10 protein-coding genes are annotated in these 11,687 nt (G+C 62.7%); 1 reads left to right on the top strand and 9 read right to left on the bottom strand.

Annotation, left to right across the window (positions count from 1 at the left end):
* Window positions 1-4 precede the first annotated feature (4 nt).
* A complete protein-coding gene (locus RYH70_RS03815) occupies window positions 5-1,612 on the top strand; it encodes a hypothetical protein (protein WP_317009794.1) in 1,608 nt (535 codons plus the stop codon).
* A gap of 80 nt (window positions 1,613-1,692) precedes the next feature.
* Here RYH70_RS03815 and RYH70_RS03810 read toward each other — a convergent pair whose 3' ends face one another.
* The 9 genes from RYH70_RS03810 to mutL all read right to left on the bottom strand — a co-directional run bounded on the left by RYH70_RS03810 (window position 1,693) and on the right by mutL (window position 11,643).
* Entirely contained in the window at window positions 1,693-2,985 is a 1,293-nt protein-coding gene (locus tag RYH70_RS03810) for an adenylosuccinate synthase (protein WP_055099795.1), read from the bottom strand.
* A 20-nt stretch (window positions 2,986-3,005) separates the two neighbouring features.
* Entirely contained in the window at window positions 3,006-4,184 is a 1,179-nt protein-coding gene (locus RYH70_RS03805; RefSeq protein WP_022993851.1) for an ATP phosphoribosyltransferase regulatory subunit, read from the bottom strand.
* A gap of 16 nt (window positions 4,185-4,200) precedes the next feature.
* Window positions 4,201-4,398 (bottom strand): DUF2065 domain-containing protein, encoded by a 198-nt coding sequence (locus RYH70_RS03800; protein ID WP_022993852.1) that lies wholly within the window; start codon window positions 4,396-4,398, stop codon window positions 4,201-4,203.
* A 75-nt stretch (window positions 4,399-4,473) separates the two neighbouring features.
* On the bottom strand, window positions 4,474-5,535 hold the full coding sequence (gene hflC, locus RYH70_RS03795; protein ID WP_022993853.1) for a protease modulator HflC: 1,062 nt from the start codon (window positions 5,533-5,535) through the stop codon (window positions 4,474-4,476).
* On the bottom strand, window positions 5,535-6,719 hold the full coding sequence (hflK, locus tag RYH70_RS03790; RefSeq protein WP_022993854.1) for an FtsH protease activity modulator HflK: 1,185 nt from the start codon (window positions 6,717-6,719) through the stop codon (window positions 5,535-5,537). Before hflK ends, hflC begins: the two co-directional genes overlap by 1 nt.
* An 11-nt stretch (window positions 6,720-6,730) precedes the next feature.
* The gene (hflX, locus tag RYH70_RS03785; RefSeq protein WP_022993855.1) at window positions 6,731-8,098 is read right to left on the bottom strand and encodes a ribosome rescue GTPase HflX; all 1,368 of its coding nucleotides are present in this window, start codon (window positions 8,096-8,098) and stop codon (window positions 6,731-6,733) included.
* A 156-nt stretch (window positions 8,099-8,254) separates the two neighbouring features.
* A complete protein-coding gene (gene hfq / locus RYH70_RS03780) occupies window positions 8,255-8,554 on the bottom strand; it encodes an RNA chaperone Hfq (protein WP_022993856.1) in 300 nt (99 codons plus the stop codon).
* Between the two features lie 200 nt (window positions 8,555-8,754).
* A complete protein-coding gene (gene miaA, locus RYH70_RS03775; RefSeq protein WP_258954034.1) occupies window positions 8,755-9,726 on the bottom strand; it encodes a tRNA (adenosine(37)-N6)-dimethylallyltransferase MiaA in 972 nt (323 codons plus the stop codon).
* 69 nt (window positions 9,727-9,795) lie between these two features.
* The gene (gene mutL, locus RYH70_RS03770) at window positions 9,796-11,643 is read right to left on the bottom strand and encodes a DNA mismatch repair endonuclease MutL (protein WP_055099798.1); all 1,848 of its coding nucleotides are present in this window, start codon (window positions 11,641-11,643) and stop codon (window positions 9,796-9,798) included.
* Window positions 11,644-11,687 lie beyond the last annotated feature (44 nt).

Below are 11,687 nucleotides of genomic sequence, written 5' to 3'. Positions count from 1 at the left end.
CGCTATGGCCGGCCTCGCTCTCGTCGGCTGCGATCAAAATGATAGCAACACAGAGATCGGCGACACGGTACCTGCCGCCGCCCTGGAGCGGAAACTCCCGCCGAACCTGTCGACCATTTATAACCAGGAAGCACCGATTCCGCCGCAGTGCTATACCCGCACCGAGGGCCAGTTCAACCCCTGCTACACCTGCCACCAAACCTACCCCGACCGGGGCCGGCCCAACACCATGGGCGACGGCTACCTGCAAGGGAGTTACGATTTCTCCGAGTTGGGGGAAACCAATCACTGGCTTAACCTGTTTGTCGACCGCCGCGAAGCCGTGGCCAAAATGGACGACCAGGCAATCCTGGACTACATCAACCAGGACAACTACACCGATTACATGAAGAATCTCGCCGACTCCAATGACTGGAGCGGACCGGTACCCTATATCGAGAACCTGGCCAACGGCTCCGCTGCTTTCGATGATCTGGGCTTCGCCAAGGACGGCAGCAACTGGGTGGCGTTTAACTATAAGCCGCTGCCCAGCACGTTCTGGCCCACCAACGGCAGTACCGATGACGTCATGGTGCGGCTGCCGGAAAAATTCCGCACCAGCACCTGTCAGGCTGGTGAATCCCGCGACGTCTATCTGGCCAATTTGTCGCTGATGGAAATGGCGATCAAGGAGCTGGATCGTATCGATACCCCGCCCCTGGACGAGCAAGCGGTGTGCACGGACCTGGACGGTGACGGGCGGCTCGCCACTGCCACCACCCTGCTGCGCCGCGACCACTACCTGGGCGCCGCCGCGGACGTACCAGTGGTGAACATGCTGTACCCCGTGGGCATTGAGTTCCTGCACACGGTACGCTATGTAGGCGTGGACGAGGACGGCACTATCGGGGTGCCGAAGCGCATGAAGGAAGTGCGTTACATGAACAAAATCCGCTTCTACGACACCAGTCACCTGCGCTCACTGTTCGCCAACGAGCACCAGGAAAAAATGGAAGGCAATCTGCCCACCTACGCCAACCATGGCGATCGAGGCATGGACAACGGCTTTGGCTGGATGGTGCTGGGCTTCATCGAAAAGGCGGACGGCAGCCTGCGCCCGCAGAGCAACCAGGAACAGCGTTTCTGTATGGGTTGCCATACCACCATTGGCACCACCATTGACCAGACCTTCGCCTTCCCGCGCAAAGTCACCGGTGCCGAGGGTTGGGGCTACATCGATCTGAAAGGCATGCCGGATGCGCCGGCACTGAATCAACCGCTGGGTGAAATCGCCCAATACCTCGGTCTGGTCGGTGGCGGTAACGAGTTCCGTGAGAATGGTGAAATGCAAACACGCTGGTTCAACGAGGACGGCAGTATCGATCTGGAAAAAGTAGCCAAAGCCGATGTCTACGAGCTGATCACTCCGAGCCGCGACCGCGCCCTATCACTGAACAAGGCCTACAAGTTGATCGTCGAGGAACAGAGCTTCCTGTACGGCCGCGATGCCACTCTGGCGCCGGCGGAAAACGTGTTCCGTCATATCAACCCGGACGACATCACACCCCTGAAACCGGAAAAACGCATCGACGGCTATGAAATTCGACTGGATTGGTCCGCTGACACGGACTGAGAGTCAACTCTATTCAGGACGGGGCACAGATATAAAAAAGGCCGGCTATTGCCGGCCTTTTTTATCAGCGGAAGCGGAACTCAGGAGAACGGATTACGCTTGATGATGGTTTCCACCCGGTCCGGTCCGGTGGAAATAATATCGATGGGCGCGCCGGTCACTTCCTCGATGCGTTTGAGATAGGCCTGCGCATTTTCCGGCAGGTCCTCGAGCTTCTTCACACCCAGGGTCGATTCCTTCCAGCCCGGCAGGGATTCGTATACCGGCGTCACTTCGGCGTAGCTGTCCGCGTCCCAGGCGCACTCCAGTTTGTCACCGGCGGCGTTTTTATAGCCCACGCAGATACGCACTTCTTCCAGGCCATCCAGCACGTCCAGCTTGGTCAGACACAGACCACTGATCGAGTTGATCTGGATAGCCCGCTTCAAAGCGATGGCGTCAAACCAGCCGCAACGCCGGGCGCGGCCGGTGGTGGCACCGAACTCGTGGCCTTTTTCGGCCAGATAGCGGCCGGTCTCGTCGAACAGCTCGGTGGGGAAGGGGCCGCCACCTACCCGGGTGGTATAGGCCTTGGTAATCCCCAGCACGTAATCAAGATACAGCGGGCCGAAGCCGGAACCGGTGGCGGCACCGCCAGCGGTGGTGTTGGAACTGGTCACGTAGGGGTAGGTGCCGTGGTCGATGTCCAGCAGCGTGCCCTGGGCGCCCTCGAACATGATGTTTTCACCACGCTCGCGCGCGTGATGCAGCTCCGCGGTGACATCGCACACCATCGGGCGCAGCTCTTCCGCCATGGCCAGCAGGTCGTCCAGCGTCTTCTGGAAATCCACCGGCTCGGCGTTGTAAAAGCTGCGCAGGATGAAGTTATGGTAGTCCATCACCTCGCCCAGCTTGGCGGCGAACCGTTCGCGGTGGAACAGATCACCAAGACGCACGCCGCGGCGCGCTACTTTGTCTTCGTATGCCGGACCGATGCCGCGCCCCGTGGTGCCGATCTTCTGGGCACCGCGCGCCACCTCACGAGCCTGATCCAGCGCCACGTGCACCGGCAGAATCAGCGGGCAGGCGGAAGACAGACGCAGACGCTCGCGCACGGGCACGCCCTGCTCCTCCAGCCCCCGCATTTCCTTGAGCAAAGCGTCCGGCGCCAGCACCACGCCGTTACCGATCATGCACTGCACGCCGTCGCGAAGAATGCCGGACGGAATCAGATGCAGCACGGTCTTCTTGCCATCGATCACCAGGGTATGGCCGGCATTATGCCCGCCTTGGAAACGGGCCACGCAGGCCACCTGATCGGTGAGCAGATCGACGATCTTGCCCTTGCCTTCATCACCCCATTGGGTACCGAGAATTACGACGTTCTTGCCCATGGCTATCGCTGCTTCGCTGTTCAGGAGGAAATGGGTTGAATGGTCCAGCCATTGTCGGCGGCCACCAGTTGCCGGTCACACCCCAGTTCGCCGGGGTCGTTATCGGCGCCGGGCAGAGCCAGCACCACACGTTCACCATCCGCGCGCAACGCCGCCACCTTGGCGGCGAAAGCGGCATCGGACAGCTTGCCCCGGGCGAGCACACCGCCCCCCCGGGGCACGGCGGCCAAAGCCGCCAGTTTCTTCAGGTCGGCACTGAAGCCGGTGGCCGGGCGAGCCCGGCCAAACACTTCACCGATATGATCATAGCGGCCGCCCTTGGCCAGCGGTTCACTGTCACCGGGCAGATAAACCGCCAGCACCACACCGGTATGGTAGTGATAGCCGCGCAGCTCACCGAGATCCAGGTGCAACCGGGCCGGACAACCGGCCAGCGCTTCAGCCAGCGCCTCAAGGGCGGCCAGTGCCGCCAGCGCCTCGGGGAAATCCGCCAGCAACGCCCGGGCGTGCCCGAACACGGCACTGTCGCCGTCCAGGAAAGGCAGTTCCGCCAGCGCCCGGCTGGCCGCCGCCGGCAGCGTCCGCTCGGTCAGAAACGCATCCAGTTCCGTGCGCGCCTTGCGCAAGTAGATGTCTTCCAGACGGGCCTGGTCGGCGGCGGTCAGATCGCAGGCCGCCACCAGGGAGCGGAAAATGCCGACGTGGCCAAGGTCCAGCACCACCCGATCCTGGATTCCGGCCAGAGCCATGGTTTCCAGCATCAGTAGAATGACTTCCAGATCACTTTCGGCGCCATCATGGCCGAACAGCTCCACGCCCAGCTGATAAGGCACGCGGCTGCCGCCGGCCTGGGCCGGGCGGGCCCGCAGCGCGGTGGAGCAGTAGCACAGCCGCGTCGGTGCGCCGTGCCGCAGGCTATGGGCATCCATGCGCGCCACCTGGGGCGTCATATCCGCGCGCACGCCCATCAGGCGGCCACTGAGTTGATCGGTAATCTTGAAGGTTTCCCGCTCCAGGTCACGGCCGGCGCCGTTGAGCAGGGATTCCAGGAATTCGATGAGCGGCGGAAATACCAGCTCGTAGCCCCAGGACTGGTACAGGTCCAGCGCCCGGCGCCGCAGGTGCTCGATGGCCCTGGCGCGTTCGGGAAGGACTTCTTCCACGCCATCGGGGAGCAACCACTGTTCTTCCTGATTCATTGTCATGCTCTCAAAGTCACATGCCCGGCCGCAGGAGCAGCAGGATACCCGCGCCAACCGCCATGGCCACCAGGCCACAGACGCGCAGTATCCGGCCATCCAGACGGGCCAGTTCGAGGGCGGCGCGGCGCATGCGCTCCGGAGCCAGTGCCAGAGGCAACCCCTCGATCACCAGCACCAGACACAACGCCTTGATCAGCAGAATCCAGTCCATCCGGAGCCTGTTCACAAAAAAACCGGGTGCCAGGCACCCGGTTACGGCATTCTACCATGGACCAAGGGCCGACGACTAACGGCCGCCCTCGGAGTCCTTCAGATACCTGAAGAAATCGCTGTCCGGTTCCAGCAGCAGGATGTCATTGGGCGATTTGAAGCTTTCCCGATAGGCTTGCAGGCTGCGGTAGAAGCGGAAGAACTCTTCATCGCGGGAATAGGCCCGGGCGTAAATTCCGGTGGCCAGGGCATCCCCTTCACCACGGACTTTCTGAGCTTCTTCGTAGGCCCGCGCCACGATCTCGGTTTCCTCACGATCGGCCGCGGCACGAATCCGCTCCGCTTCCTCGCGCCCCTCGGAACGGTGCTCGGCGGCATCCCTGGCCCGCTCCGCGCGCATCCGGTCGAACACCCGGCCACGCACTTCATCCGGCCAGTCCACCTGCTTGACGCGCACGTCCACCACCTCGATGCCCAGATCCTGGAGAGTGGCGGCATTCACTTCCTCGGCCACCGAGTTCATCAGCTTCTCACGCTGATCGTGCTTGTCCTCCAGCAACGCCTGGGTGGCGCCCTTTTCCTCTACCTTCTTGCGGAACTCCTCGTCCTGTTCGTTGACCAGTTCCTGCTCGGTCTTATCGAGAATCTCACCGGTGCTCACCGCCGTTGGGTCCAGCGCCTCATCGGGCAACTCACCGCCCCGACCGGCCACCACTTCCTGCACGGTGCGGGCGGCGAACTGGTTCCGCAGCGCCTCGTTGACACGCGGATCCAGCAGTTCCCGGGCGCGGCGCTCCATCACCATGCTGTTGTTGGAGCCGGCACCGACACTGACGATATAACGTTGGACATCGGCGATGCGCCAGGTCACGAAAGCATCCACGTTGAGCAGTTTCTTCTCGCCGGTCAGGAAAGACTGCGTCGGCACATCATGGGTCAACAGGCGGCCATCCACGCGAATCACTTCGTCGATCAGAGGCACCTTGGGATACAGCCCGGGTTTGATGTCCGTGCTTTCGATCCGGCTGAAGCGCTTGAGCACCGCCTTCTCGGTTTCATTGACGATATAGAACGAATCAAATGCCAGCAGCAACAGCACACCCACCGCCACCAGCATCAGCCAACTGCGTGTACCCATCAGCGAATCTCCGTGCGGTTGGTGTTGTACAGGCTGCGTGGCGCCTGGCGCCCACTGCTTCCACCGTCATCGGCACCGGCGTCGGTGCTGGTGCGCGACGCCCCGCTGGAAGAGGCTCCCGTGCCGCTTTTGCCGGCCCCTTGTGCCTCCCTGGGCTTCATCAGTTGATCCAGGGGCAGATACATCAGGTTATTGCCATTTTTCACGTCAACCAGAACCTTGCTGGACGCGCCCAGCACTTCCGTGATGGTGTCCAGGTAAAGGCGGTGCCGGGTGATGGTCGGCGCTTTTTCGTATTCGGCCACCAGGTCCTCGAAGCGCGCGGCGTTACCCTGGGCTTCGGCCACCACCTTGGCTTTGTAAGCCTTGGCTTCCTCGGTGATCCGGGCGGCCTTACCACGAGCCTGCGGAATGATCGCGTTGTAATAGGCTTCCGCTTCCTTCTTGAAGCGGTCCTCATCCTCGCGGGCCTTGGCCACGTCGTCAAAGGCGTCACGCACGGCATCCGGCGCCGCGGTACGGTCCAGCACCACCTGGTTGATCACCAGGCCGGTGTTGTAGCGATCCAGGTACTCCTGCAGCCGCTTGCGCACTTCCAGACGAATATCTTCACGTTCGTCCTTGAGCACGCCGTCCATGGTGGAACTGCCCACCACATGGCGCAGGGCGGAGCTGGTGGCATGTTCAAGAATGGCCTCCGGCGATGCCACTCGCAGCAGGAAAGCCTGGGGATCCAGCACCTTGTATTGAACGCCCAGGGTCACGGAAACGATATTGGTGTCGCGGGTGAGCATTTCCTCGCTCAATTCATAGCTGCGGTTCTGGCTCACATCCACCTTCATCGCCTGTTCAATCACCGGCGCGCGCCAGTTCAGGCCCGGCTCCACCATGCGATTGAACTTGCCGAAGCGCAGCACCACGCCCTGCTCCCGCTGGTCCACCTGGTAAAAGCCCATCATCACATAGCCGACCACCAGCACCAGAGCGACGATGATCAGTAGTCCTTTCGGTACGCCAGCGCCTCGTTTGCCGCCGCCACCGCCGCCTTTACCTCCGAACAGACCGTTGATGCGATCCTTCAGGTTCTTCAGCGCTTCATCGAGATCGGGTGGACGTTGATCTCCGCCACCGCCCCCACCCCAGGGATCCCTGGGTTTATTGCCGCCAGGTTCATTCCAGGCCATTGATTTCTCCGTTATCCCGCTTTGTGCGAGCGTTCTGGATTGTAGGAATGGGCCGAGCCCTCTGCAACCTGAGGCGCGGACACCAATACATCCTTTTCGCTGAGACCCGCTTCTCGCAGCAGGCGTTCAAAGTGCACCCGGTTCAGATGCACCCTCAGCAACATGGCGCCGTCGGTGCCGGCTTCCTCCGCCAGCACCTCGCCCGCCTCATGCAAACGCGCTCTCAAGCGCCCGGCCTCCGGCGGCAAACGCAGCCACCGGTCCACCCAGTGTTCAGCCAGACGTTCGGCAATCGCCTGGTGCAACAAATCGAACCCTTGCTGCTCCCGGGCCGACAGCCACACTCTCCACGGCCGCCCCTGTTCATCCCGGTCCAGCCGGGGCGTCTCACCGAAACGATCCACCTTGTTATAAACATGCAACACCGGCACCTGGTCGGCGCCGATCTCTTCCAGCACCTCATTCACCGACGCCACGTTATCGTCACGCTCTTCGGCGCTGCAATCCGTGATATGGAGCAGCAAGGAAGCGTTGATGGTTTCCTCCAGGGTGGCCCGGAAGGCTTCCACCAACCGGTGAGGCAAATGGCGGATGAAACCCACCGTATCCGCCAGAATCGCCGGCCCCACACCCGGCACCCGCACCTTGCGCAGGGTCGGGTCCAAAGTGGCGAACAGCTGGTCCGCCACATAAACCTCGCCGGTGGTCAGCGCATTGAACAGAGTGGACTTGCCGGCGTTGGTATAGCCCACCAGGGAAATCAGCGGCGTCTCCGACCGGTCTCGGGCCCGACGCCCCTGTTCTCGCTGCTTGCGCACCTTCTCCAGACGGGCCTCAATGGCACGGATACGATCCCGGATCAGGCGGCGGTCCGTTTCCAGCTGTGTTTCCCCGGGGCCACGCAGGCCAATACCACCTTTTTGCCGCTCCAGGTGGGTCCAGCCGCGCACCAGCCTTGAAGCCAGATGCCGCAATTGGGCCAATTCCACCTGCAGACGCCCTTCGTGGGTACGGGCACGCTGGGCGAAGATATCCAGGATCAGGCCGGTACGGTCAAGCACCCGGCATTTCGCCGCCCGCTCCAGATTGCGCTCCTGGGCCGGACTGAGCGCGTGGTTGAACAGCACCACATCGGCCTCTTCCTGGCGTACCAGTTCGGCCAGCTCCTCGCTCTTGCCACTGCCGATGAACAGCGCCGGATCAGGGCGGTCGCGCTTACCCAGCAATTCCGCCACGGGCACCACGCCACTGGACACCACCAGATGGTGGAATTCCTCCAGATCCTCCCGCCCGAAGGCGTCGGGCAGGTCCATGTGCACCAGAATGGCCCGTTCGCCAGCCCCGGTGCGTACCTGTTCAGTACGTTCGAATAAATCCATGGACCTCAGTGTACCCACAGTCCGCGGGAACGCCACAAATACGACGGACCGAATGTGATTTCCGGCGTCACCGCGGCAGCGCCGTGCCGGATGGTCGACAAAACAAAGCCACGCCGCAAGGGCGTGGCTTTGCATAAGCCGGAACAGGCGACGCGGCTATTGATTACCGTATTCGTCACCCGCCCCAGCCTGGCCGCCGCCGGCGGCACCGGTGGTGCCATGCATGGCCGGATTGCCACCGCCGGACGCACGCGGGTTGCGGGCGGGCACCACGGTGGAAATGGCATGCTTATACACCATTTGGCTTACCGCGTTTTTCAGCAGTACCACGTACTGGTCGAAAGACTCGATTTGCCCCTGCAGTTTGATTCCGTTAACCAGAAAGATAGAAACCGGAATACGTTCCTTTCTCAGCGCATTGAGAAAAGGGTCTTGTAGCGAATGCCCTTTTGACATGGCAGTTCTCCTCAGCATCCAAATATAAAAAGTAGCGCCCAACGGTTCGGGCAATCAGCGCATTGAATCCGCGTCCTGCGGGTGTTCAATTCAATGTTATACCCCGGTCGTCCGAGACCGGCCTTCGAGACCGGCCATCCCTGACTCCGGGCCCTGAATCCGTTCATTGATTCATCCGGCAACATGACCTTGAAAAAGTTTCACCCCAGATCATTCTCACCGCTACTAAACACGGATTTACAAACCTGCGCAAGCCGCGCCGCGCACGCCTTGCGCTGGTTCTCCTCGGTACTGTCGTACCACTGCAATCCAGGCCATTTTCGCAACCAGGTGAGCTGCCGTTTCGCCAGCTGGCGTGTCGCAATGATACCTTTTTCGACCATGGTCGGGTAATCCCATTGGCCGTCCAAATAGGCCCATACCTGTCGGTAGCCCACGGCTTTGATCGCCGGCAGGTTTTCGTGCAAATCGCCGCGGTGGAACAGTCTTTCCACTTCTTCCAGCAACCCGTCCCGCAGCATGGCGTGGAAGCGCTGCTCGATACGCCGATGCAATTCCTCACGCGGCGGCGCCACCGCCAGACTCAGTACCGGCGAGGGCAGACCACTGAAACGGTAAAAACCCTGTTCCAGAGCTTCCGCGCGGGTCTCGTGCCGGGCATGGAACGCCGATAGCGGCTCGCCGGTGAGCCGGTACACTTCCAACGCCCGCTGCAGCCGCTGCCGATCACCGGGTTTAAGGCGCCCGGCGCTGGCCGGGTCGACCCGGGCCAGCTCCGCGTGCACCGCGGGCCAGCCTTCCCGCTCGGCCAGGGCGGCGATTTCCGCCCGCACCGCCGGGTCCGCCGGCGGCATCGGCGCCAGCCCGTCCGCCAGGGCCTTGAAATACAGCATGGTGCCGCCCACCAGCAGCGGCACTTTACCGCGCCGCTGGATATCCTCGATCTCGGCCAGCGCGTCAGTTCGAAAATCCGCCGCCGAATAGGGCTCCGACGGATCCCGGAACCCCAATAACCGGTGGGGCGCCTTCGCCAGTTCTTCCTTAGTGGGGCATGCGGCACCGATTTCCAACCCCCGATACACCAAAGCGGAGTCCACATTGATGATTTCCATTGGCAGCCGGCTTACGGCGTCCATGGCGAGAGCCGTTTTGCCCGCGCCCGTGGGGCCCATGAGGAAGACAACCGGTCCGCGCTCGTTCTTTCGGCGTCCGGCGCCCGGCATCGAGCGTCCAGCGCTCACTTACTGCCCCCGCATGAACAGGCGATCCAGGTCCTTGACACTCATCTGGGTCCAGGTCGGGCGACCATGGTTGCATTGCCCGGAACGCTCGGTGGCTTCCATGTCCCGCAGCAGGGCGTTCATCTCCGGAATGGTCAGCTTGCGGTTGGCGCGTACGCTGCCGTGGCAGGCCATGGAGGACAACAGCGCATCCAGATGCTGCTCGATACGCTCACTGCTGCCGTGGGCGAGCAGGTCGGAAAGCACATCGCGAACCAGCGCCTCGCTGTCGGCATTACGCAGCAACACCGGCACTTCCCGCACCATCAGGGTTTCCGGCCCGGCCCGCTCCACCGCGAAACCGAGACGCTGGAACACTTCCGGCTGCTGCTCGGCGAAATCCGCCTCCCGTGACGACACCGCCATGGACACCGGCACCAGTAAGGGCTGCCCACGCACTTTCTCCTCGGCCCAGTCCCGCTTGAGCCGCTCATAGGTGATGCGCTCATGGGCCGCGTGCATATCCACCAGCACCATGCCGTGCTCGTTCTCAGCAATGATGAAAATGCCGTGGATCTGCGCCACCGCGTAGCCCAGCGGCGGCGTCTGGCCCGGTTCCGGCGCCGGCATCGGCATGGCTTCCGGGCGGGGCGTCACCAGCGAACCATAGGCACTGGCCTGGCGGTCACCATCGGCAACCGATGGCGGCGGGCGATAAGCCGGCGCCGCGCCCCCACCCTGGTACCCATTTCCACTGACACCCGCCCCACTGTCGCGGGCCTGAGTCAACGGCATGGCGCCTTGAGTCGGCGCTGACCAGGACGGCATGGCCTGCGGTGACGCCGGCACATCCAGCCGGTCCGCCGGGCGCACCTCGGCGATCGCCCGATGCAGGGTCCGATAGAGGAAGTCATGGACCATGCGCTGCTCGCGGAAACGCACTTCGTGCTTGGTGGGGTGCACGTTCACATCCACCAGGGCCGGATCCAGTTCCAGGAACAGCACGAACGCCGGGTGGCGGCCATGGTAGAGCACATCGGAGTAGGCCTGCCGTACCGCGTGGCTGACCACCTTGTCGCGAATCACCCGGCCATTGACGTAAAAGTACTGCAGATCCGCCTGGGAACGGGAGAAGGTCGGCAGTCCGAGCCAGCCGTGCAGGCGCAGGCCGGCGTGGGACACGTCCACCGGCATCGATTGTTCCATGAAGGCACTGCCGCACAATCGCGCCACCCGGGCAGCCCGCAGCGCCTCGTTGTCGCCACTGGGCAGTTGATGCACCACTTTCTGGTTGTGGCTGAGCCGGAACCCGGTCTGGAACTCACTCAGGGCGATGCGCCGGAACACTTCCTCCAGATGGTTGAACTCGGTTTTCTCGGTGCGCAGGAAGCGACGCCGGGCCGGGGTGTTGAAGAACAGGTCACGCATGGTCACGGTGGTGCCGCGCGGATGCCCCGCCGGCGTCACCGACGGGGCCATGTCGCGGCCTTCCACCACCACTTCCCAGCCTTCCGCCTGCTCACCGGTGTTGCTGGTCAGGCTCAGCCGCGACACCGAACTGATCGCCGCCAGCGCCTCACCGCGGAACCCCAGGGTACCGATGGCTTCCAGGTCCTCGGCCACATGGATCTTGCTGGTGGCGTGCCGGGACAACGCCAACGGCAGTTCATCCCGCTCGATGCCGCCGCCGTCGTCGCGAACCCGGATCAGCTTGGTGCCGCCCTGCTCCACGTCCACGGTGATCTGCCGGGCACCGGCATCCAGGGCATTTTCCAGCAGTTCCTTGAGTACCGACGCCGGCCGTTCCACCACCTCGCCCGCGGCGATCTGGTTGGCGAGGCGGGAATCCAGCAGTTGAATCTTGGACAAAATGGTCTCCCGGGGTCGCGGCCCCTGCTTTATTTCCGCTTTCC

This window comes from Alloalcanivorax xenomutans (genome assembly GCF_032810065.1).
Classification (GTDB): Bacteria; Pseudomonadota; Gammaproteobacteria; order Pseudomonadales; family Alcanivoracaceae; genus Alloalcanivorax; species Alloalcanivorax xenomutans.
Note: the sequence above shows the minus strand (reverse complement) of the source record. Positions and strands in the feature narration are given on the sequence as shown.

What these genes read in the sequence shown, in the direction of transcription:
- RYH70_RS03805 (WP_022993851.1), bottom strand. Translation starts at nt 4,184, where the DNA reads ATGAATCAGGAAGAACAGTGGTTGCTCCCCGATGGCGTGGAAGAAGTC.
- RYH70_RS03810 (WP_055099795.1), bottom strand. Translation starts at nt 2,985, where the DNA reads ATGGGCAAGAACGTCGTAATTCTCGGTACCCAATGGGGTGATGAAGGC.
- RYH70_RS03815 (WP_317009794.1), top strand. Translation starts at nt 5, where the DNA reads ATGGCCGGCCTCGCTCTCGTCGGCTGCGATCAAAATGATAGCAACACA.
- hflK (WP_022993854.1), bottom strand. Translation starts at nt 6,719, where the DNA reads ATGGCCTGGAATGAACCTGGCGGCAATAAACCCAGGGATCCCTGGGGT.
- miaA (WP_258954034.1), bottom strand. Translation starts at nt 9,726, where the DNA reads ATGGGCCCCACGGGCGCGGGCAAAACGGCTCTCGCCATGGACGCCGTA.
- hflC (WP_022993853.1), bottom strand. Translation starts at nt 5,535, where the DNA reads ATGGGTACACGCAGTTGGCTGATGCTGGTGGCGGTGGGTGTGCTGTTG.
- hflX (WP_022993855.1), bottom strand. Translation starts at nt 8,098, where the DNA reads ATGGATTTATTCGAACGTACTGAACAGGTACGCACCGGGGCTGGCGAA.
- hfq (WP_022993856.1), bottom strand. Translation starts at nt 8,554, where the DNA reads ATGTCAAAAGGGCATTCGCTACAAGACCCTTTTCTCAATGCGCTGAGA.
- RYH70_RS03800 (WP_022993852.1), bottom strand. Translation starts at nt 4,398, where the DNA reads ATGGACTGGATTCTGCTGATCAAGGCGTTGTGTCTGGTGCTGGTGATC.